This window comes from Yersinia sp. FDAARGOS_228 (assembly GCF_002073315.2).
GTDB lineage: Bacteria > Pseudomonadota > Gammaproteobacteria > Enterobacterales > Enterobacteriaceae > Yersinia > Yersinia intermedia.
In genome coordinates, this window is the sequence record NZ_CP020409.2 from 4,162,067 (window position 1) to 4,183,339 (window position 21,273).

Sequence of the window (21,273 nt, forward strand, 5' to 3'; positions counted from 1 at the left end):
CGGGTTAGGTCGGGTAAGGGTAGATTTCGGTAGAAATAAAAAACTAAGGTGATTATATGGTCACGCCTTATATCTCTATGGCGGGGATCGGCAAATCCTTTGGGCCGGTTCATGCCTTAAAGTCCGTTGATTTAACTGTTTTCACGCATGAAATTCATGCGTTATTAGGTGAGAATGGCGCAGGTAAATCAACGTTAATGAAAGTATTATCAGGCATTCATTCCCCAACGAGTGGATCAATAACTATTAATGATATTAATTACGACAAACTGGACCATAAACAGGCAGCGCAATTAGGTATCGGAATCATTTATCAGGAACTTAGTGTTATTGATGAATTGACGGTGTTAGAAAATCTTTATATTGGCCGTCACTTGACGAAAAAAGTCTGCGGTATAAACATTGTAGACTGGAGAAAGATGCGTATCCAGGCAGCAATAATGTTATTGCGCGTGGGTTTAAAAGTCAGCCTTGATGAAAAAGTGGCTAATTTATCCATCAGTCATAAACAGATGTTGGAAATTGCCAAAACATTAATGCTTGATGCTAAAGTCATTATTATGGATGAGCCAACCTCATCACTGACAAATAAAGAGGTAGATTACCTCTTCTTAATTATGAATCAATTGCGCAAGGAGGGCACTGCTATTGTTTATATCTCTCATAAACTGAATGAGATCCGCCGTATTTGCGATCGCTATACAGTAATGAAAGATGGTAGCAGTGTGTGTAGCGGCATGATTCAGGATGTTACCAACGACGATATTGTGCGCTTGATGGTCGGGCGCGAATTACAAAACCGCTTTATTGCCTTCAAAGAAAATGCCGGCAACGTGGTACGCGACACGGTGTTTGAGGTGAAAAACCTGACCAGTCGCGATAAGAAAAAAGTCCGCGATATTTCGTTTACTGTCAGCCGTGGCGAGATCTTCGGGTTTGCCGGTTTGGTGGGTTCCGGCCGCACCGAATTAATGAATTGCCTGTTTGGTGTCGACAAAACCAGTCATGGCGAAGTCTGGCTGAATGGCAAAAATATCACCCCCCGCTCCCCGCTGGATGCACTGAAGAAAGGCATGGGTTATATCACTGAAAGCCGGCGTGAAAACGGTTTTTTCGGCAATTTCTCTATCGCTGAAAATATGGCTATCAGCCATAGCTTAAAAGAAGGGGGTTACAAAGGTGCAATGGGGTTGGTTAAGCCACAGCTTGAGCAGGAAATTGCCGAAGAACAACGAAGCCTGCTGGCACTAAAGTGCCATTCTGTATCGCAAAACATCACAGAACTGTCTGGCGGGAATCAGCAAAAAGTATTGATTTCTAAATGGTTATGTTGCCATCCCGACGTGATTATTTTTGATGAACCCACCCGAGGTATTGATGTGGGTGCTAAAGCCGAGATCTATAAAGTGATGCGCACCCTTGCGGATGAGGGGAAAGTCATTCTGATGGTCTCCTCTGAGCTTCCCGAAATTATTACCGTTTGCGACCGTATTGCGGTGTTTTGTGAAGGGCGATTGACGCAAATCCTGACCAACCGCGATGACATCAGCGAAGAGGAGATTATGGCATGGGCATTACCACAAGAGTGAAATCAGATACGGCTGGGAAAAAGCCGTTTAACTTCGCCGCGTTTTGGGATAAATACGGCACTTTTTTCATTCTGGCGATCATTGTGGCTATCTTTGGCTCTATTTCGTCGGAGTATTTCCTTACTACCAATAACATCACGCAAATATTCGTCCAAAGCTCAGTCACCGTATTAATTGGGATGGGGGAATTCTTTGCCATTTTAGTGGCGGGGATCGACTTATCTGTTGGTGCGATTCTGGCACTGTCTGGCATGGTTACCGCAAAATTGATGCTAGCTGGGGTAGACCCAATATTTGCAGCACTGATTGGCGGTGTGCTGGTAGGTGGGGCACTGGGGGCCATTAATGGCTGTCTGGTCAACTGGACCGGCCTGCACCCTTTCATCATCACTCTGGGCACCAATGCCATTTTTCGCGGTATCACCCTGGTGATTTCTGATGCCAACTCGGTGTATGGCTTCTCCTTTGAGTTTGTAAATTTCTTTGCTGCCAGTGTGTTAGGCATCCCCGTCCCGGTGTTATTTGCCCTGTTTATCGCCATATTGCTTTGGTTTCTGACCACCCGTACACGTCTTGGTCGCAATATTTACGCCCTGGGTGGCAATAAAAACTCCGCTTTCTATTCAGGCATTGATGTGAAATTTCACATGCTAGTGGTGTTTATCATCTCGGGTATCTGTGCCGGTCTTGCTGGTGTGGTTTCGACAGCGCGCCTTGGCGCGGCTGAACCGCTGGCCGGGATGGGGTTTGAAACCTATGCCATCGCCAGTGCCATTATTGGCGGTACCAGCTTCTTCGGGGGCAAGGGGCGCATCTTTTCAGTGGTTATTGGTGGCCTAATTATAGGCACCATCAATAACGGCCTAAATATTCTCCAAGTACAAACCTATTACCAACTGGTGGTGATGGGCGGCCTGATTATTGCCGCTGTCGCCCTTGACCGACTTATCAGTAAGTAAGGACTCGATAATGAAGATATCTCCCTCCCTAATGTGTATGGATTTGCTGAAGTTTAAAGAGCAGATTGAATTTATTGACCAAAATGCGGACTATTTTCACATCGACATTATGGACGGCCATTTTGTGCCTAACCTGACACTGTCCCCCTTTTTCGTCAGCCAAGTGAAACGTATCGCCAACAAACCACTGGACTGCCACTTAATGGTGACACGCCCGCAGGATTACATTGCGCCTTTAGCAAAAGCAGGCGCAGACTTTATCACGCTGCACCCAGAAACTCTCAACGGGCAAGCATTTCGCTTGATCGAGGAGATCCGCAGTTTAGGGATGAAAGTCGGCCTGATCCTCAATCCAGAAACGCCGGTCGATAGCATGAAATATTACATTCATAAAGCAGACAAAATAACCGTCATGACGGTGGACCCAGGCTTTGCCGGGCAGCCATTTATCCCTGAAATGTTAGATAAAATTGCTGAGCTGAAAGCCTGGCGTGAAAAAAACCAGCTTAATTATGAAATTGAAATTGATGGTTCTTGTAATCAGGCAACTTACCAACGCCTGATTGAGGCTGGAGCCGATGTGCTGATTGTTGGCTCTTCCGGGCTGTTCAATCATGCCTCTGATATCGATAAAGCCTGGGCGCTGATGTCGCAACAAATCATTCATGCCAAGAGTGAGGTGTTACAGCATGCCTAAATATGACGTGGTGATCGGGGTCGATATGGGGGCGACCCATATCCGCTTTTGTTTACTCAAGCGCGATGGTGCGATGCTCCATTGTGAGAAGTTACGTACCGCTGATGTCATTGCATCGGGGTTAGTTGCTGGATTAAGCGCCCGACTGCATCAATATCTTGAACGTTATGATGCATGCTGCCAAGGGCTGGTCATGGGGTTCCCGGCACTGGTAGAGAACAACAAAAAGAGCATTATTTCCACGCCAAATTTACCGTTAACCCCGACTGACCTGGCGGGGCTGGCCGATAAGCTGAGTGCAGCGCTACACTGCCCGGTTCAATTCGAGCGTGATGTTAATATGCAACTCTCCTATGACGTACATGAACATCAACTTGAGCAGCAATTGGTCCTCGGTGCTTATCTTGGTACCGGCATGGGGTTTGCTATCTGGATGAATGGCGCCCCCTGGACTGGAGCACACGGCGTGGCAGGTGAATTGGGCCATATCCCCATGGGGGATGATGAAAAGCAGTGTGGATGCGGCAATTACGGCTGTCTGGAAACCACCTGCTCCGGTTTGGCGTTACGCCGATGGTATGACAGCACGCCGCGCGAATTTGAGCTAAATGAACTGTTTCTCTATGCCGCCGGGCAGCCATTTATTGTGCAATTTATGCAACGAACAGCAAAAGCTATTGCCACCAGCATTAACCTGTTTGATCCCCATGCGATAGTGCTCGGCGGAGGGGTGATGGATATGTCAGGTTTCCCACTAGAAGCGTTGATCCGGCAAATACGAACTTATTTGCGCCGCCCGCTTTCCCATGACGTGGTGCGCTTCGTGCAAGCTTCATCGTCAGCATTTAACGGTGCTAGCGGCGCTGCGACAATAGCCAGTAAGCAGTGGTTTATTTGATAGAATCAGCGTGTTTTTAAGTAATGTTCTCTACATCAGATATCGGCATATTGAGGCTCATGCTAATTATCCGCCCCGCAGCAGACCGGATTCGCCAGTGTTACCCTTCCCTCGCTCAGGGCAGCCCCACACCATACCGGTTTCAGACGATACTCTCCGTTGCCGACCGGTATGATTTTAACATGGTGAACCTGACTGATTTTAATATCTTAGCTGCCGGTGCTAGGTAATCGCCCTTCGATAATCATATTGTCAATATCATTATATTCTTTAGCTAATTATTCGCTGAAATTGATATTTTATTTTTCGCATATTTAAAGACAAAATTATTCTGTAGAACTGCCATTTCAAATATTTTCCCTCATGATATAGTCAAATCCTATTATTTTACCAAGAAGACTAATGTTGAAGCGCGAGGCTTAAAAGGCAAAATGGCTATCTTGGGTTACGATGGTTCAACTGATGCGCTGAAGGCAGTACGAGACGGTGTGCTCACCACAACAATCGATCAATACCCAAGGGAAACAAGGCCGAGAGGCAGTAAAAATTCGGACCGATTACATCCGTACGGGTGCTCGCCCGGCAACAGCAGATGTCTTGGTTAGCCCTGTTGCAATTACCAGCAAGAATCTTAATAACCCAGAACGAATCGAGCTTGTGAAATAATGTCGCCAGCGACTTTATCACTCTCACCACCACTGTGTTAGCACGACTTTTATGGCACTGTTGCAAATAAGTTTTTGATCTGAGTTTCACCCTTCAAAAAGGGCTCAGAGAGAGACCAAAAACCTTATTCACCAAACGCACCTCGCCATTAGGCGACCGTAATACTTAGGCTCAGCCTGGAATATACGCAATGCTTTCCAGGTTCGGAGAAAGTTTACGTTTTTTTACTGCGCGGGATGGAGGGTGGCATAAATTGCAGATAAAACAACTAATGGGTTGATGCGCATGGGTAATAAAAGCACCACCACAGCAACTGCAGGCGGAAAGTTGTAACATATTACTGTCGACAAAGCGCACCAATGTCCAAGCCCGTGTCAAGGATAACAATGGTTTTTTACCAAGCTGTTGTGGAAACTGTTCCAAGTATAAATAATAAGCCTTGATAATGATTTCTACTTTCTGATATTGCCTATTTTTCTGTAGGAATTGATAAACATTATAAAACATCGATGAATGAATGTTCTGTTCCCATGTCATAAACCAATCGGCAGAAAATGGCAGCATTCCCTTAGGAGGGGATATACCACGTAACTCTTTATACAGTTTGACCAGGCGGCCACGGCTGAGTTGCGTTTCACTTTCCAGTATCTGTAAGCGTGCGCCTAAAGAGATCAATTCCATGGCAAGTTGAATCTCTTTAACTTCTTGAACAATACTTTTTTTGCTCATCATCAGCCCCCCTCATCATTGTACTCTCCCTTTTACCCGGTAACTTTTGCTGTAACTGGCTTGATAGCAAAATACACGTATGGACTTGTTGCAGATCGTCGATACGGGACTCTTTGGTCAAACGCTCAACGGTGCTATGATCGTCGAAACGGAAATGGCAGATCAGTTGATTGATTTCTGCCAATTTGATCAGTTGTGGCAATGTGAGTTTTGACAATACATCGACCATCGCTTCATCAATTCCCAAACGGAATGTTGCCAACGCCTTTTCATCCTTTATCAAACGTTGCGCCAAAAGCAAATATGACAAATTGATATTATGAAGGTGTTTAAGCAGTTCAGACTTGTCCATATTAGTCATCCTTACAGACTATGTTGTTTAAAAACATTTGCTGAGTGATACTTTTATCGCCAGACTCGAGTCTCTTCCCGAAGTTGTCCTACCATTCTCATCATACTGGCCGCGATTATTTCGCGGTTTTATTTCTCAAAAAGACTGCTGCGTATCTCTCCCATGTAGACTGCAATGTATAAATATACGGAAACCTTGTCGTTAAATGGTTTTTCATAATACAACCCTCCAATAGAAACGTCGTAACATAGCGGTATAGATGTATTTCATCTCAAATACCTGTCTGACAAAGCTTTAAGATTGAGATGGTAACTTTTGAGAAAATCACTAAAAATCATCAAAAGTCAGGCTGTTTTTAATAACTATTTAGAATATTTTCGCTATGAAACTATTTTCAAAAACCATGATAATATTTACAAATGGAAGTACAATTTTACATCTGGATTATCATTAACCAACAACAAAATAAAAACAATTTTTTAAAGAAAATGCAACATATTTCACAAAAAAAATCATCATATCCACTTTAGAAGTCAGCAAAAGATGTTTTCTTTATGAGGATACTTCACTAACCGTTTTTGATTTCAGGATTCATAAATACTAATAGATAGGATATTTCCTACAAAACAAGAAATATCTTATTAGGTAAATAACATATAAGTTATTTACCTAATGTTAAAAATGAATATTCCATACTTTAATTGCACTAATATGGCGAGTGAAGGGAACAAAAAAAGATAATATGGTGGATAGATATTATTAGAATTTCTTCAGTAAATTGTTTAGATAGCTGCCTAAGCTGCTTGTGTATAGCAAGGTATTCATACCAGCATACCGCGTGGTATTACAGGTTCTCAGCACCTCCCCTCCAAAAAAAGTGCCATCTGATATTTGAAAAACATTTATTATTATTATGTTATATTTCTAAAGTAATTAATTAAATTCAACGATGCAAAATCGCGTTACTGCTCTAATCCATTATTTTAATTGATGATATTACAGACTATTGCATAACCTATCGCCATTGTCCTGACTATCTCTGTAACTCCAAATCCCTGAGTACGCATTATCTGGATCTGTGTCTTTCGACTGTCCGTCTTTGATCAAACTTAATAAGTTAAATTTGATTTTGTGATTAAAGTCAAACATTTCAAAGGAATGTTGTCATATAACATATACAACATGTCACACCAATAAAGTTAAAGTTGTAGACCAGTAGTTTAATCATTGATGCTCATTTTATATAATATGACATACATTATATATGTATAAGAAAAGTAAAAATACAGGGAAATAATATGAACTGGATAATAGAATCCCTACCCATTCTATGGGTAGTAGTTGGTGTATTGGTATTACTTGTCTTAAATATTAAATTCAAAATTAATGGCATGCTAGCTTTGTTACTTGCGGCAATTACGGTTGGGCTATTAGAAGGCCACCCATTAGCCTCAATTAATAAATCGATAGAAACAGGGGTTGGAAGTACCTTAGGCCACTTAGCTCTGATTATTCTTTTCGGCGCGATATTAGGCAAGCTAATGGTGGACTCAGGTGCAGCTCAGCGCGTTGCCAGCACATTATTGGAAAAATTTGGTCCGAAGAATGTACAGTGGGCAATATTAATAATTGGGCTTATCTTTGGTTTGGCGATGTTCTATGAAGTCGCATTCTTAATATTGGCACCGTTGGTGATTAGTATTGCTATAGAAGCTAAAATACCCTTCCTGAAGTTAGGTATAACTATGGTTGCAGCAGCAACAACTGCCCATAGCCTCTTTCCGCCACAACCTGGTCCAACCGCATTAGTTGCAGCATTCCATGCTGATATAGGCATGGTATATATATACGGTATCATAGTCGCGATTCCCACAGTCATTTGCTCTGGTATACTATTACCCAAAATACTTGGTAATTTAGATCGCCCTATTCCTCCATTACTTGAATCATCCAAAGTCTTTACTGAAGAGGAAATGCCTAGTTTTGCCGTCAGTTTACTGGTTCCTCTAACCCCTGCAATCATTATTGTCTTAGCTACAATAATTAAAATTTACATTACACCAAATGGGGATTTATTCACTTTCTTGAGTTTTATCGGTAGTGCACAGATCAGTATGCTGATTACAGTAATTATCAGTATTTTTGCATTTGGTATTTTCCGTAATAAATCGATGACTGAAGTAATGAGTTCTTACACTGAAGCCATTGAAAAAGTAGCACTCGTAGTTTTTATTATTGGTGCAGGTGGTGCATTTAAACAAATAATTGTCGATACTGGCGTTGGTGACTATATTGCGGAGATGATGAAAAACTCATCAGTATCACCACTGATCATGGCATGGTTTATTACTGTATTGTTACGTTTGGCGACAGGTGCAGGAACTGTTTCTGCTATTACTGCTGCCGGTATTGTCGGTCCACTAATACCTACTTTTAATGTTAATCCTGCGCTAATGGTGTTGGCAACAGCTTCAGGGAGTAACACCTTAACCCATGTTAATGATGCTGCATTCTGGCTATTTAAAGAATATTTTGGTCTGTCGATTAAAGACACTTTTAAAACATGGGGATTACTGGAGCTAACTAACTCGGTTGTTGGGCTGGCAATCGTATTACTGTTGAGTTTGGTTGTTTAATCCTTAATATTGCAGGCAATCAGACTGGCTGCAGTGCCAGTCCGATTGCTACTAAATGTGGATTACGTCGTACCGCTGTGACAGTATTTTGCAACATTGCAAAAGGTATATATTTAAGTCACTGGTGTGTCAGTAATCTAATACAAAAGATGAATACCATTGGTTACCAACGATTAGAACATTACAGCAAGAAAACCTCAGCCCCCGCAGGCTGTCACCTTCCTTCTTGGCACAATGACAACTATGCAGACACTGAGGGCATTATCTCTGATGCTGGTGGTGTTTATTCATATTCTACATTCATGATTCCAAGGTCATGGTTGGCATGAAGCCACTTAATACCCGTAACTTTTCCTGTAGGGAAGTTAATTTCCGGTGAATTAATCGATGCTGTTGTCTCTATTTCCTTCCCGTCGTTGAAGCACTCGATGTGTACAGTTTGTTGTGAGTTATTGATGGTACAGCCATCTTCAACGATCATCCCTACGATATGGATCACACCACTAGTTGCTCCGCTGCAGAGGGGAATGTTAGTGAACAAAAGAAAACTAATTGAGGCTGATATGCAGGCGAGTTTATAAGCATTCATGATAAACCTCACTGTTAAAGTTACAATTAAGCAACAAAACAAGATCACTTAATTAACATTTTAGTTGATTTTTTTATACATGCAACGAAGAGGAAAAAAAATTAATATGGCGGATTACCCTATGGCACTGACTATCTACCACGGGCAACGGGATGAGCGAAGGATGGATGCATAGCTAAAAGAGCACCCATTGAATACATCAACATTCAGGTCACTTATTTTTCAGTCAGCGACAGACAAATCAGATATTTGTGTTTACCCAAAAACGGCGCTGGAAATGGCCGTTTTATGGCGAGTGTTTGCCCTGTCGTGTTTGCTGATCAAACTTGCCCTATTTCTTATTATTTCATATCAAGCTGAAGGCTATTACGCACCACTTTATCCAAAAATTTTGCAGGCGCGAATCTGAGAATGAAATTCAACTTTCCTGCCAACGTTCCCGCCGTGTAACGCAACTTGGGGCGTGAAGTCTGAATAGCCATAACGACCACTTCCGCTACCACCTCTGGACTTTCCGCTTCAGCCATTGCCTTGCTAACAACTTTGGTCAGCTTAGCCCGAATAAGCTCATATTCTTCAAGCTTGGCATCCGGTACTAAATTATTGGCTTCAAACCGTGTTTTTATGTAGGCAGGTTCGATGACAGAGACTCTTATGCCCTGCGTGCGCAGTTCATGATCCAATGATCCTGAATACCCTTCGACCGCATGTTTGCTGGCAGCATAAAGTGCCACATACGGCAACGGAACAATCCCCAGTATCGAACCGATGTTAATGATACGCCCCCAGCCTTGATGGCGCATGTGAGGAACGACTGCCCGCGTTAACCTGACTATGCCCAAAAAGTTCGTATCAAAAATGCGCCTGGCCTGCTCGATCGAACTTTCCTCCGCAGCCGCCGGAGCAACCCCAAAGCCCGCATTATTCACCAGAATATCGATCCGCCCCTCCAGCCTCAGCAACTCATCAATGGCAGCCTCGACAGAGGCGTCGTCCGTCACATCAAGTGTCAATAATGGAAATGGATGCGTACCTGCCAGCGAGCCACGTCGGCTCGTGCCATACACCGTATAACCTGCCGCTAAAAGTTTATTAGCAGATGCTTCGCCAATACCTGAGGAAGCACCTGTAACCAGTGCTACACGTTTGTTTGTCATGCTGAATTAGCCCCTCATGAGTTTTTTTAGGTTGCTCGTCAGCGATGAGAAGACAAGCCATACAGAATTTATAATGGGTTTATCTCTGTGCAGCACAGCAGGAAGACTGTTCTGCACAGTGCACCGTATCGACTAAAGGGTTTTATATCGCTCCGCGGCTTCAGCTTGTTTGATGTCCGAAAGCAGAGTCTGTCGCGCAGCATCAAGGGCGTCCCAGCGTGCAGCATTATGTAACGGTGGGATGGTAACCAACTCACGGCGATCAAAGCCAACCAGTGCTGCATCAACTAATTCGCCCACTTCCATCATTTTGGACAAGGTACTGATGTCGATACCCGCACGTTCCCAAATTTCCGTGTAAGTTCCGGCAGGGAGTACCGCCTGGACATAAATGCCCTTAGGTGACAGCTCAAAATTCATTCCCTGAGACAAGAAAAGGACAAAGGCTTTGGTTGCGCCATAAACCGACATTGCAAATTCAGGGGCGAGTCCGACGACGGAGCTTATGTTGACGATCGAACCCTCGCCGGCTTTTACAAACCGTGGTGCCACTGCACTGGCAAGTCTCGTCAGGGCAGTGACGTTAAGCGCGATAAGACGTTCTATCGAATCAGGCGCCTGCTCTGTAAAACTGCCCGACTGCGCTATACCTGCGTTATTGATAAGAATACCTATTCGAGTGTCGTCGCGTAGGCGAGTTTCGACCGCTGCTAAATCATCCGCTTGCGTAAGATCGGCAGGCAGAACATCAACAGAAATGCCTCTTTCTTGTCGCAGACGATTTGCAAGCATCTCTAACTTTGCATTGTCGCGAGCGACCAGAACAAGGTCGTGCCCCCGGCGGGCGAACCGTTCAGCGTATACAGCACCAATACCTGTAGAGGCGCCTGTGATGAGGACTGATGATTTGGTCATAGGTTGATCTTCTTTATTAATGAGTAAACAGAACCCGCAATATGGGATGTATGTAGGTAGAAACTTGATACCCGCGAGTCTACTGGCTGACTTCTGTAAACGATGGGTAATCGGTGTACCCTTCTGCACCACCGCCATAAAGCGTTTCAGGGATAAGTGCGGCCAGAGGCACTCCCGTCTTCAGCCTTTCGACTAGATCTGGGTTGGAGATGAATGGGCGTCCGAACGCGAATAGATCGGCTTTGCCTTGTGCAAGTTGAGTGGACGCCAACGCCAAGTCATAGCCATTGTTACCGATGTAGGTGTTTTTAAAGCGTCGACGCAGGGAATCGTAATCGAAAGGTGATACATCACGGGGGCCGCCTGTTGCGCCTTCAACCACATGGAGGTACACGATGCCTAACGCATCGAGTTGCTCAGCGAGGTAGTCATATTGCGGCTGTGGATCACTGCATGAAATCGCATTAGCGGGTGAAACCGGTGAAATACGCACGCCTGTGCGTTCAGCGCCAATTTCATCTTTAACGGCAGACGTCACTTCTAACAGCAGGCGCGCTCGATTCTCAATAGAACCACCGTATTCGTCAGTACGCTGATTAGCGCCATCTTTTAGGAACTGTTCCAGCAGATAACCATTTGCGCCATGGATCTCAACGCCATCAAATCCGGCGGCAATGGCGTTTGCAGATGCCTTTCTGAAATCGTCGATAATGTCTTTTATTTCTCTTAGCTCAAGCGCACGAGGCACAGAGACGTCGGAAAATCCATTGTTCACAAAGGTTTTAGTCTCGGCACGGATAGCGGACGGAGCAACCGGCGCAGCGCCATCCGGCTGTAAGTCGACATGAGAAATTCGCCCTACATGCCACAACTGTACAAATATCCGCCCACCTTTGGCATGCACGGCGTCAGTCACCCTGCGCCAGCCATCGACCTGAGCTTGCGTGTATATCCCCGGCGTATCCTGATAGCCCTGCGCTTGTGCGGAAATCTGCGTGGCTTCAGTAATCAGCAACCCCGCAGTTGCACGCTGAGCGTAATACGTCGCTGCCAGTTCATTGGGTACCAGACCCGCTGCGGCACGATTACGTGTTAGCGGCGCCATCACAATATGATTAGTGAGCGTTATTGGCCCCAGATTATAGGGTTGAAATAATTGTCGATTCGTCATGTAAGTTCCCCTGCTAAGTGATGTGTGAAAACACAATGTAATGATGATGATCATAATCTAAAAAGTCAAACGGTTTGATTACGATCATCATCAATGTATACTTATGACATGAATTCTTAGGAGAGGATGCGGAAACGATGAAAGTTTCTAAAGAGCAGGTTCGTGAAAACCGAATGCGTATTGTTGAAACCGCCTCAGTGTTGTTTCGTGAACGGGGCTATGACGGCGTGGGAATAGCGGAACTGATGTCAGCAGCAGGTTTAACTCACGGCGGGTTCTACAAGCACTTTAGTTCCAAGGCTGATTTGATGTCGGAGGCGATGAGCTGCGGTTTTTCACAATCCGCAGAAAATACAGTGGGTGTGGACCGGGAAAAATTTATTGAATACTACCTATCCCGCCAACATCGCGACTCTATGGGAAAGGGGTGCGTGATGTCGGCACTTGGCACCGATACAGCACGCCTGTCTGAATCCATTAAGGCAACATTTGAGACCGGAATTGAAACTCAGCTAGCTCTTTTAGCGAATGGAAATGCAGCGGGAAGCAAAACGCGTGCCGACCTGATTGACACTATTGCACATCTTGTCGGTGCACTTGTGTTATCGCGTGCTTGCCCTGACGATTCCGCTCTGGCAGATGAGATTTTGGCTGTTTGCCGCTCCCGTATTCTCAGTCAGGAAGTCCATGAGGATTGAATCCTCAGAGACTCAATAAAATGTTCATAAATTTTCAGGTCACATCTTAATAACGTGCTCGATAAGGCAGTTTTCTGCCTTCATACAATTGATCAAACCAACGAATTTGATTTGTATACGGCCACATCAATCAAAACAATCTGAGAAATTGATCTGCTCCCCTTTGATAAATCCAAGGTAAGGTTTGTGATGTCCGCTCTGGCACCGGGCAACTCATAGTAATTAGCTAATGCCTGCATTTCGCATAATAGTGGTCCGCCCCCTGTGCATTGAAATTTATTAAAAATGAAGAGAATATTGCAATATTTCCAACCTTTCATCGGAACATTTTATATCTGGATATTGATCAAGTAATAAATTAAATCCATTTAAATATTAATGAGTTAGAAAAGAGACATATAATGAAATATCTTACCTCTTTTTTTGCAATAGCCATCCTTTTTGCCGTTTTTTTCTTCATTCGTTTATCTGATTTTGACCTTTCTGGCTATGGACAACAGCGAATCATATCATTTCAACATCATCAGGATGTTCTGCAAGGTACGCTGATTCTTCCTCCTGATAAAAAGTATCCCCCAGTTGTACTTATCGTTCACGGTGATGGTGCTCAGGACCGCTGGTCAGGGGACGGATATATCCCACTCGTTAAGTTCCTTGTTGCACAGGGGATAGCCGTTTTTTCATGGGATAAACCCGGCATAGGAACAAGTACCGGTAACTGGCTGGCACAGACAATGCCTGATCGTGCAGAAGAGGCTGCCCTCGCGTTACAAAAACTGAAAGAACAACCTGAATTGAAAAGAAGTCGTGTAGGATACCTTGGTTTTTCGCAGGCTGGCTGGGTAGTACCGCATGCAAGTCAACTGGCAGCACCCGAATTTGTTGTGCTGGCCGGTGCAGCGATAAACTGGCGAAACCAAGGGATATATTTTACGGAACAACGGCTTAAATCTGAGGGGCGAACTGCTGTTGATATTCAGAATGCTAAAAAGCTTGAAGCAGAGACTTTTGATAGGCTATTCACGGAAGAAACGGCTTCGCGCCCATGCTTATCGCGCTGTACGCGGCAAGACTTTGAGCGCAGGAATTCTCGCGCAGATGCGACAACATATATCTCAGAGATGCATACGCCAACGTTGATCATAATGGGAGACGCTGACCGAAATGTGGATCCTAATGAAACAATAGCTTTCTGGACCAGAGCATTACCCGTGGACACCCCCCGTTGCATACGGCTGGTCCCCAATGCAACTCACGGACTTCTGCGCAGCAAATGGTTTGATTACCAGCTACCCTCTCAGTTTCCTCTGTGGAAACAGGGCGTATTTCTATTGTCCGGGCAATATGCTTATTCACCTGGAGCACTCAATGTTATTTCACTCTGGATACTTAATCAGGAATGTGACTACTGAACTGCATCCTGACTGCTTGTCGAAAACCAAGCAGTGGGGCGGACAAAATGAAAGATTTCCGGCCTATTTCGAACAAGCCATTGCGTTCATAAAGTCTTCGTGCACCTTCATTATCTGCAATAATATCAAGAATAAGTTTTTTCCCCTGTCTATAGGCCATATTTTTAATATGACACAGCAACGTCGGTCCAATCCCCATGCCTCGTACAGACTCGTTGACGCAAGCAGATCGACAGGTGTACCCATAGCCGTTATTTGAAGGGCTTGCGGGATCATATCAATCGATTTCAGTACAGTACGATGCGTGCCGGGCAGAGTACTGAGTATGACATCAAGGGCATTCATGGCGGCATCAAGCCCCATTGTGAAGCACAGGGATGGTGAACTGAGCCTGCGCTAGTTTCGCTGTTGTCTGGGCGAGATCAAGGTTCTGCGTGAGCGCATCGGAGATACACTGATTTAGGGGCGGATCGTTAAAACTCTTCCACCAGTGAGATAAGCTGTCATTTCGTGATGCCGAGCTTTTTCTAACAAAGGATTGCGCCTGATAATGCTTTGAAAGAGGTGCCTCAGGGCGATGATAATCTGGCCCAACAGTACAACCGGCAAGCAAAGAAGTGCTCACTACAAGTGCAATAGTATGTAAAGAAAACATTGCGTCACCTTGAAACAATTTAAATCTGTGACCAAAAAAATAAATGGTCACTTATTGTCAATCGGAGCCTATCACGCTAAGCTGGAAAAATGACTAAAAATATAAACGTTCCTTCATCACGTGGTCCACTTGATCACAACGTCCGAGACCAGATAGTTGAAGCAGCTACAGAACATTTCGGACACTATGGCTATGAAAAAACCACCGTTTCAGAGCTTGCTAAATCTATTGGTTTTTCAAAGTCCTACATATATAAATTTTTCGACTCTAAGCAGGCTATCGGCGAAGTGATTTGCGCTAACCGCCTTGAAATGATCATGGCAGTAATCAATTCAGCGATAGCCGATGCCCCGTCAGTAAGCGAAAAAATTCGCCGACTCTTTAGGGCGATCACCGAAGCTGGTAGCGAACTGTTTTTCCACGATCGAAAACTTTACGACATTGCCGCCGTTGCGGCGCGGGATAAGTGGCCTTCGACAGAGATGTATGAAAATCGCCTGCGTAAACTGATTGAGAACATCATTGTCGAAGGCAGGCAGGCTGGAGAGTTCGAACGAAAAACGCCTCTTGACGAAGCCACACACGCGATATACCTGGTAATGCGGCCCTTCATGAGTCCCGTTCAATTACAATACAATCTCGAAGCAGCCCCGGCAGCTTCCGTTCTACTCTCATCTCTGATTCTAAGAAGTCTGTCACCCTAACTAGTGACCATTGACTTTATTGGTCACTAGTCTGAGAATGTGGATACCGTCCTGTTAATTCAATAAGGGTTCCCATGCTCAGGCTTAATTCAGCCAATATTGCCGCCTTCCTCCTCCCACTTGCCTTGGTGGCTTGCGGTGATAACCCCGGTAATGATGATCCGCGCACGCGACCTCCGCTGGTAAGGTCAGCACCCGTTGAGAGTGCGATCGATACTTCTCGTGCGTTCACCGGCGTGGTTGTTGCCCGAACGCAAAGCGACCTTGGTTTTAGGGTGCAGGGCAAAATCCTTGAACGTCTTGTGGATACTGGTCAGTCCGTCAAACGGGGCCAACCATTGATGCGGCTAGATCCTGTTGACCTTAAATTACAGGCGCAGGCTCAGCAACAGGCTGTGGATGCTGCCCGGGCGCGTGGGAGAAAAGCTTCCAATGATGAGGCTCGTTATCGTGGCCTTGTTGCTGCTGGTGTAGTGTCTGCGTCGGAGTACGATCAGATTAAAGCTGCGGCAGATACAGCCAACGCGGAACTTAGTGCAGCTCAGGCCCAGGCAAATGTGGCGCTTAACGCGATGAGCTATGCCTTGCTGCAGGCCGATGCAGACGGTGTGGTTATGGAGACGTTCACCGAACCCGGTCAGGTGGTCAGTGCTGGACAGGCGGTCATCCGGCTTGCCAGATCCGGGCAGCGCGAGGCGCTTGTGCAACTGCCAGAAACGTTGCGCCCTGCCCTAGGCAGCGAAGCTCAGGCTACGCTCTATGGCAACCAAAATCAGCCTGTCATTGCAAAGTTGCGTCTGCTTTCAGATTCAGCGGATGCCACGACCCGCACATTTGAGGCGCGGTACGTGCTTGAAGGCTTGCTGGCGAACGCGCCGCTGGGTGCGACCGTAACGCTGCACATCGAAAATAGAGTGGGAAGTCAGGTAATGCAGGTCCCTCTGGCTGCTCTCTACGATGCGGGCAAAGGTCCTGGTGTCTGGCGAATTTCCGCTCAACCTACAAAAGTTTCATGGCAGCCCGTTAAAGTTCTTAGTCTGGGTGACGATGCCGCCAGGGTAACTGGCGGCGTAAAGCCTGGTGAAAAGATTGTCGCGTTAGGGGCGCATCTTCTGCATGAAGGTGAGGTTGTCCGCCTGGCTGAACAACACGATGCTGCTCTGGCGGGGAGTAAGCCATGAGCGAAGGACGATTCAACTTGTCAGCGCTTGCGGTGCGCGAGCGCTCAATCACGCTGTTTCTTATTATCCTCATCACCCTTGCTGGCATTTTCTCGTTTTTTGGGCTCGGGAGAGCTGAAGATCCTCCCTTCACGGTTAAGCAGATGACTATTATCACCGTCTGGCCTGGAGCGACCGCGCAGGAAATTCAGGATCAGGTTGCCGAACCACTGGAAAAACGCCTACAGGAACTCAAATGGTATGACCGCACGGAAACTTATACCCGCCCAGGCATGGCTTTTATCACGCTGTCACTACAGGACAAGACGCCGCCTTCTCAGGTGCAGGAAGAGTTCTACCAAGCGAGGAAGAAGCTTGGCGATGAATCCAAAAATCTCCCCCCCGGCGTAATGGGGCCGATGATAAATGACGAATTCTCTGATGTTACTTTTGCCCTCTTTGCACTGAAAGCGAAAGGAGAACCACAGCGGTTATTGGTGCGTGATGCCGAAACGTTACGCCAGCAACTCCTGCATGTACCTGGCGTGAAGAAAGTGAATATTATCGGAGAACAGGCCGAACGGATTTATATCTCCTTCTCCCATGACCGTCTGGCTACGATGGGGCTATCTCCTCAGGATATTTTCTATGCGCTAAACAGCCAGAACGCATTAACACCTGCAGGTTCAATTGAGACCCGCGGCGCACAGATCTTTATCCGCCTCGATGGTGCTTTCGATAAACTGCAGAAGATCCGCGATACGCCATTTATTGCTCAGGGCAAAACGCTCAAGCTGTCCGACGTGGCATCGGTCGAACGGGGTTATGAAGATCCGCCCACCTTACAGATTCGTAACCAGCATGAACCGGCGCTGCTGCTGGGTATTGTGATGCGTGAAGGCTGGAACGGCCTGGATCTGGGTAAAGCGCTGGATGCCGAAACGACAAAAATCAATGAGAACATGCCTGTGGGTATGACCCTAACGAAAGTCACCGATCAGTCCGTGAATATCAGCTCTGCGGTCGATGAGTTCATGATCAAATTCTTCGTCGCCCTGCTTGTCGTTATGGTGGTGTGTTTTGTCAGCATGGGCTGGCGCGTTGGGGTGGTGGTCGCAGCGGCGGTGCCGCTAACGCTGGCCGTCGTTTTTGTCGCGATGGAAGCCTCCGGAAAAAACTTTGACCGAATTACGCTCGGCTCCCTTATTCTTGCCTTAGGCTTACTGGTCGATGATGCCATAATCGCGATCGAAATGATGGTGGTTAAAATGGAGGAAGGCTACGACAGAATCAAAGCTTCCGCCTACGCATGGAGCCATACCGCCGCGCCAATGCTGGCCGGTACGCTGGTGACAGCCGTTGGCTTTATGCCCAATGGTTTCGCACAGTCTACCGCTGGGGAATATACCAGCAATATGTTCTGGATTGTAGGCATAGCCCTGATTGCCTCATGGGTCGTGGCCGTCGTTTTCACGCCTTTTCTGGGTGTCAAAATGCTGCCAAATATTGCAAAAGTGGAAGGCGGCCATGCCGCAATGTATAACACGCCTCGTTATAACCGCTTTCGCCGTGTACTGGTCCGCGTTATCGCGCGAAAATGGTTAGTGGCAGGTACCGTTGTAGCTATTTTTACTCTCGCAATTCTGGGGATGGGGCTGGTGAAAAAACAATTTTTCCCCACCTCTGACCGTCCGGAAGTATTAGTGGAAGTCCAGATGCCTTACGGCACCTCTATTGAGCAGACCAGCAACGCAACAGCGAAAATAGAAGACTGGCTGAAAAAACAGCCAGAAGCAACAATCGTTACCTCCTACATCGGCCAGGGTTCACCTCGTTTTTATCTGGCTATGGCACCAGAGTTACCCGATCCATCGTTTGCGAAGATAGTTGTGTTGACTGATAACCAGGAGTCACGCGAGGCGCTCAAGTTACGACTCCGGGAAGCGGCAGCCAACGGGCTGGCGTCTGAAGCGCGCGTACGCGTGACGCAACTGGTGTTTGGTCCGTATTCACCTTTCCCTGTCGCCTGGCGTGTTATGGGGCCTGATGCCGATAAACTGCGTGAAATCGCTAGTAAGGTTAAGGCTGTGATGCAGGGAAGCCAGATGATGAGGACCGTCAACACTGACTGGGGTCCACGAGTACCAACGTTACACTTCTCCCTAAATCAGGATCGTCTGCAGGCTACAGGTTTAACGTCAAATACCGTTGCCCAACAGCTTCAGTTCCTGTTATCGGGTGTTCCCATTACGTCTGTACGTGAAGATATTCGCTCAGTACAGGTTACTGGTCGTGCCGCGGGCGATATACGCCTGGATCCGGCGAAAATAGAGGGCTTCACCTTAGTCGGCAATTCAGGTCAACGCATTCCTCTTTCACAAATCGGGGAAGTTGAGGTCAGAATGGAAGACCCCGTACTGCGTCGTCGCGATCGAACACCCACCATTACCGTGCGGGGTGATATTGCAGAAAATCTGCAGCCACCGGATGTCTCTACATCAATCATGAAGCAGCTAAAACCGATCGTTGATTCACTTCCGCCTGGATATCGTATTGAAATGGCGGGTTCGATTGAGGAGTCTGGCAAAGCCACTCAGGCAATGGCACCGTTGTTCCCCACTATGATTGCGATGACGCTACTGATCATCATTCTGCAGGTGCGCTCAATGTCAGCAATGGTCATGGTATTCCTTACTGCCCCACTGGGGCTGATCGGTGTGGTTCCTACTCTACTGCTTTTCAATCAGCCGTTTGGCATCAATGCACTCGTCGGATTGATCGCGCTCTCGGGCATTCTTATGCGTAATACGCTTATTCTTATTGGGCAAATCCATCATAACGAGAAGGAAGGTCTCGATCCGTTCCATTCTGTGGTAGAGGCAACGGTGCAGCGAGCCAGACCGGTATTACTGACGGCGATGGCCGCTATTCTGGCGTTCATTCCACTGACGCATTCGGTGTTCTGGGGGACACTGGCTTATACGCTGATTGGCGGAACGTTAGGAGGCACCGTCATTACTCTTGTCTTCCTGCCCGCGATGTATGCGATCTGGTTCAGGATCCGTCCTGAGGTGCAGACCCATTCCGAACAACAACTGAGAAACTCAATATAACGTTCAACTATCACAGACGGATAGTCGCTACCGGTTGCGGCGTTTTCAGTCCGCTAGGATGTGGGACAGAAACAGTCTGGCAGCCGCTGTAGGAAGGTGCCGAGGCCGATAAGTCTACATTTACACGTTCAAATGGCACATTTTTCTCGAGAAGAACGATCGCTGAACGCTGCACAAAGGGACATAGTGGGTGGCTAATAAGTGTCAGGTCATGGGTAGACATCTCAAACTCCAGATAAAAGGATAGCCCGCCGCTATAAAAGGTGGCGGGCTTGATGAATTGTAAATCTTATTTTGGTGGCTTAGATTGAAACGCCGCCGTCGATGATGATTTCTGAACCCACGGTCCAGGCTGACTCATCAGATGCGAAGTAAAGTACCGCTTGCGCTACTTCCTGAGGCTTACCAAAACGACCTGCAGGGATGGTTGCAACGATATCTTTCATCACTTGATCATGATATTCCACTGGAATCCCCGCCTTATCGTAGAGCGGTGTATCAACAGGGCCAGGGCTCACTGCGTTGATACGGATCCCACGAGAAAGTAACTCGTTAGAAAGTGTTTTCGACATGTTAAGCAATGCTGCTTTGGTTGAGCCATAAACTGAAGAGTTCACTGGTCCTGTGTGAGCATTTACAGATGTATTAAAGACCACTGATGCAGAGCTTGCGAACACTGGCAGCAGCGCCTGCATCAGGAAGTAAGGACCTTTAACGTTGATATCATAAATGCGGTCGAACTTCTCTTCTGTCCATACCTCAATTGGCATATACATTGATATACCAGCATTCAGGAAAGCGATATCCAGTTGTCCAAAGTGTTCCTTAACCGTTTGAGCCAGAGCTTTCTGTGCGTTCACATCAGCGGAATCAGCGCTCACGACTAACACATCATTACCAAGTTCTACTTTCGCCTTTGCGATAGAATCAGGGTTGACACCAGTAACAATTACGCGTGCACCTTCTGCAACAAACAGCTTCGCTGTTTCAAGCCCAATACCACTTGTTCCACCCGTAATCAGTGCGCGTTTACCTTGTAATCTGGACATGTAAAAATCTCCTGTTAGTTTTAACAACTGATCGGCGAATGACCGATTTGATAGCCACTGTATGCTCATGCTCATATTGTGATAAGATTGTATTTTTAAATATGTTTCATGCATTAAAAGCATG

Annotated in this window: 20 protein-coding genes and 1 pseudogene; 11 read left to right on the forward strand and 10 right to left on the reverse strand. The window is 46.3% G+C overall.

The features are described from left to right. Window positions 1-56 precede the first annotated feature (56 nt). The 5 genes and pseudogenes from alsA to A6J67_RS23985 all read left to right on the forward strand — a co-directional run. Window positions 57-1,589: a D-allose ABC transporter ATP-binding protein AlsA gene (gene alsA, locus A6J67_RS19360; protein WP_005182659.1), complete on the forward strand. Its 1,533-nt coding sequence runs from the start codon at window positions 57-59 to the stop codon at window positions 1,587-1,589. Beyond that, a complete protein-coding gene (alsC, locus tag A6J67_RS19365) occupies window positions 1,568-2,548 on the forward strand; it encodes a D-allose ABC transporter permease (RefSeq protein ID WP_032905729.1) in 981 nt (326 codons plus the stop codon). Before alsA ends, alsC begins: the two co-directional genes overlap by 22 nt. Window positions 2,549-2,558: 10 nt before the next feature. Further along, entirely contained in the window at window positions 2,559-3,245 is a 687-nt protein-coding gene (gene alsE / locus A6J67_RS19370; protein ID WP_050089688.1) for a D-allulose 6-phosphate 3-epimerase, read from the forward strand. Continuing rightward, the gene (gene alsK / locus A6J67_RS19375; protein WP_080608324.1) at window positions 3,238-4,143 is read left to right on the forward strand and encodes an allose kinase; all 906 of its coding nucleotides are present in this window, start codon (window positions 3,238-3,240) and stop codon (window positions 4,141-4,143) included. The genes alsE and alsK overlap by 8 nt, the downstream gene beginning before the upstream one ends. A gap of 120 nt (window positions 4,144-4,263) precedes the next feature. Continuing rightward, window positions 4,264-4,332 (forward strand): annotated as a pseudogene (locus tag A6J67_RS23985) (hypothetical protein); the annotation flags it as partial. Between the two features lie 648 nt (window positions 4,333-4,980). Here the strand turns inward: A6J67_RS23985 and flhC are convergent. Together flhC and flhD are read right to left on the reverse strand one after the other, a co-directional pair. Next, window positions 4,981-5,541, reverse strand: a complete 561-nt coding sequence (gene flhC / locus A6J67_RS19380) for a flagellar transcriptional regulator FlhC (RefSeq protein ID WP_172668595.1) — start codon at window positions 5,539-5,541, stop codon at window positions 4,981-4,983. After that, window positions 5,507-5,890 (reverse strand): flagellar transcriptional regulator FlhD, encoded by a 384-nt coding sequence (gene flhD / locus A6J67_RS19385; protein ID WP_005182647.1) that lies wholly within the window; start codon window positions 5,888-5,890, stop codon window positions 5,507-5,509. Before flhD ends, flhC begins: the two co-directional genes overlap by 35 nt. 1,310 nt (window positions 5,891-7,200) lie before the next feature. Here flhD and A6J67_RS19390 point away from each other — a divergent pair. Next, window positions 7,201-8,526: a gluconate:H+ symporter gene (locus A6J67_RS19390; protein WP_390898233.1), complete on the forward strand. Its 1,326-nt coding sequence runs from the start codon at window positions 7,201-7,203 to the stop codon at window positions 8,524-8,526. Window positions 8,527-8,809: 283 nt separating this feature from the next. On the opposite strand, the gene A6J67_RS19395 is transcribed toward A6J67_RS19390, so the two are convergent. The 4 genes from A6J67_RS19395 to A6J67_RS19410 form a co-directional block, all read right to left on the reverse strand. Further along, window positions 8,810-9,115 (reverse strand): hypothetical protein, encoded by a 306-nt coding sequence (locus A6J67_RS19395; RefSeq protein WP_032905722.1) that lies wholly within the window; start codon window positions 9,113-9,115, stop codon window positions 8,810-8,812. Window positions 9,116-9,456: 341 nt separating this feature from the next. After that, window positions 9,457-10,272, reverse strand: a complete 816-nt coding sequence (locus A6J67_RS19400) for an oxidoreductase (RefSeq protein WP_050297777.1) — start codon at window positions 10,270-10,272, stop codon at window positions 9,457-9,459. A gap of 132 nt (window positions 10,273-10,404) precedes the next feature. Then, on the reverse strand, window positions 10,405-11,187 hold the full coding sequence (locus A6J67_RS19405) for an SDR family NAD(P)-dependent oxidoreductase (RefSeq protein ID WP_005182639.1): 783 nt from the start codon (window positions 11,185-11,187) through the stop codon (window positions 10,405-10,407). A 79-nt stretch (window positions 11,188-11,266) separates the two neighbouring features. Next, window positions 11,267-12,358 carry an alkene reductase gene (locus A6J67_RS19410; RefSeq protein ID WP_032905721.1) on the reverse strand — a complete coding sequence of 364 codons (1,092 nt, stop codon included), beginning with the start codon at window positions 12,356-12,358 and terminating at the stop codon, window positions 11,267-11,269. A 137-nt stretch (window positions 12,359-12,495) separates the two neighbouring features. Between A6J67_RS19410 and A6J67_RS19415 the strand changes: the two genes are divergently transcribed. Both A6J67_RS19415 and A6J67_RS19420 read left to right on the forward strand, forming a co-directional pair. After that, on the forward strand, window positions 12,496-13,056 hold the full coding sequence (locus A6J67_RS19415; protein ID WP_005182635.1) for a TetR/AcrR family transcriptional regulator: 561 nt from the start codon (window positions 12,496-12,498) through the stop codon (window positions 13,054-13,056). A gap of 401 nt (window positions 13,057-13,457) precedes the next feature. After that, on the forward strand, window positions 13,458-14,468 hold the full coding sequence (locus tag A6J67_RS19420) for an alpha/beta hydrolase family protein (RefSeq protein WP_050089678.1): 1,011 nt from the start codon (window positions 13,458-13,460) through the stop codon (window positions 14,466-14,468). On the opposite strand, the gene A6J67_RS23990 is transcribed toward A6J67_RS19420, so the two are convergent. Together A6J67_RS23990 and A6J67_RS19430 are read right to left on the reverse strand one after the other, a co-directional pair. Further along, the gene (locus A6J67_RS23990; protein WP_072088873.1) at window positions 14,446-14,667 is read right to left on the reverse strand and encodes a GNAT family N-acetyltransferase; all 222 of its coding nucleotides are present in this window, start codon (window positions 14,665-14,667) and stop codon (window positions 14,446-14,448) included. The two genes, A6J67_RS19420 and A6J67_RS23990, sit on opposite strands and share 23 nt — an antisense overlap. Window positions 14,668-14,820: 153 nt before the next feature. Next, entirely contained in the window at window positions 14,821-15,123 is a 303-nt protein-coding gene (locus A6J67_RS19430; protein WP_042569363.1) for a hypothetical protein, read from the reverse strand. Window positions 15,124-15,212: 89 nt separating this feature from the next. On the opposite strand from A6J67_RS19430, the gene A6J67_RS19435 reads away from it, so the two are divergent. The 3 genes from A6J67_RS19435 (at window position 15,213) to A6J67_RS19445 (ending at window position 20,100) form a co-directional block, all read left to right on the forward strand. Further along, window positions 15,213-15,827, forward strand: coding sequence for a TetR/AcrR family transcriptional regulator (locus tag A6J67_RS19435; RefSeq protein WP_080608325.1), 615 nt, complete (start codon window positions 15,213-15,215; stop codon window positions 15,825-15,827). Between the two features lie 74 nt (window positions 15,828-15,901). Then, the gene (locus A6J67_RS19440; protein WP_050297778.1) at window positions 15,902-17,008 is read left to right on the forward strand and encodes an efflux RND transporter periplasmic adaptor subunit; all 1,107 of its coding nucleotides are present in this window, start codon (window positions 15,902-15,904) and stop codon (window positions 17,006-17,008) included. Further along, complete coding sequence (locus tag A6J67_RS19445; RefSeq protein ID WP_032905715.1) at window positions 17,005-20,100, forward strand: efflux RND transporter permease subunit; 3,096 nt, start codon at window positions 17,005-17,007, stop codon at window positions 20,098-20,100. Before A6J67_RS19440 ends, A6J67_RS19445 begins: the two co-directional genes overlap by 4 nt. Window positions 20,101-20,110: 10 nt before the next feature. Here A6J67_RS19445 and A6J67_RS23725 read toward each other — a convergent pair whose 3' ends face one another. Continuing rightward, window positions 20,111-20,323, reverse strand: coding sequence for a glutathione S-transferase N-terminal domain-containing protein (locus tag A6J67_RS23725; RefSeq protein WP_226967855.1), 213 nt, complete (start codon window positions 20,321-20,323; stop codon window positions 20,111-20,113). Between the two features lie 79 nt (window positions 20,324-20,402). Further along, window positions 20,403-21,149, reverse strand: a complete 747-nt coding sequence (locus A6J67_RS19455; RefSeq protein ID WP_005182625.1) for an SDR family oxidoreductase — start codon at window positions 21,147-21,149, stop codon at window positions 20,403-20,405. Window positions 21,150-21,273 lie beyond the last annotated feature (124 nt).

Coding starts and splice junctions, on each gene's coding strand:
- A6J67_RS23990 (WP_072088873.1), bottom strand. CDS start 14,667: ATGGGGATTGGACCGACGTTGCTGTGTCATATTAAAAATATGGCCTAT.
- alsC (WP_032905729.1), top strand. CDS start 1,568: ATGGGCATTACCACAAGAGTGAAATCAGATACGGCTGGGAAAAAGCCG.
- A6J67_RS19435 (WP_080608325.1), top strand. CDS start 15,213: ATGACTAAAAATATAAACGTTCCTTCATCACGTGGTCCACTTGATCAC.
- alsK (WP_080608324.1), top strand. CDS start 3,238: ATGCCTAAATATGACGTGGTGATCGGGGTCGATATGGGGGCGACCCAT.
- A6J67_RS19410 (WP_032905721.1), bottom strand. CDS start 12,358: ATGACGAATCGACAATTATTTCAACCCTATAATCTGGGGCCAATAACG.
- A6J67_RS19430 (WP_042569363.1), bottom strand. CDS start 15,123: ATGTTTTCTTTACATACTATTGCACTTGTAGTGAGCACTTCTTTGCTT.
- alsA (WP_005182659.1), top strand. CDS start 57: ATGGTCACGCCTTATATCTCTATGGCGGGGATCGGCAAATCCTTTGGG.
- A6J67_RS23725 (WP_226967855.1), bottom strand. CDS start 20,323: ATGTCTACCCATGACCTGACACTTATTAGCCACCCACTATGTCCCTTT.
- A6J67_RS19440 (WP_050297778.1), top strand. CDS start 15,902: ATGCTCAGGCTTAATTCAGCCAATATTGCCGCCTTCCTCCTCCCACTT.
- A6J67_RS19400 (WP_050297777.1), bottom strand. CDS start 10,272: ATGACAAACAAACGTGTAGCACTGGTTACAGGTGCTTCCTCAGGTATT.
- alsE (WP_050089688.1), top strand. CDS start 2,559: ATGAAGATATCTCCCTCCCTAATGTGTATGGATTTGCTGAAGTTTAAA.
- A6J67_RS19395 (WP_032905722.1), bottom strand. CDS start 9,115: ATGAATGCTTATAAACTCGCCTGCATATCAGCCTCAATTAGTTTTCTT.
- A6J67_RS19455 (WP_005182625.1), bottom strand. CDS start 21,149: ATGTCCAGATTACAAGGTAAACGCGCACTGATTACGGGTGGAACAAGT.
- flhD (WP_005182647.1), bottom strand. CDS start 5,890: ATGGACAAGTCTGAACTGCTTAAACACCTTCATAATATCAATTTGTCA.
- A6J67_RS19405 (WP_005182639.1), bottom strand. CDS start 11,187: ATGACCAAATCATCAGTCCTCATCACAGGCGCCTCTACAGGTATTGGT.
- flhC (WP_172668595.1), bottom strand. CDS start 5,541: ATGATGAGCAAAAAAAGTATTGTTCAAGAAGTTAAAGAGATTCAACTT.
- A6J67_RS19445 (WP_032905715.1), top strand. CDS start 17,005: ATGAGCGAAGGACGATTCAACTTGTCAGCGCTTGCGGTGCGCGAGCGC.
- A6J67_RS19420 (WP_050089678.1), top strand. CDS start 13,458: ATGAAATATCTTACCTCTTTTTTTGCAATAGCCATCCTTTTTGCCGTT.
- A6J67_RS19415 (WP_005182635.1), top strand. CDS start 12,496: ATGAAAGTTTCTAAAGAGCAGGTTCGTGAAAACCGAATGCGTATTGTT.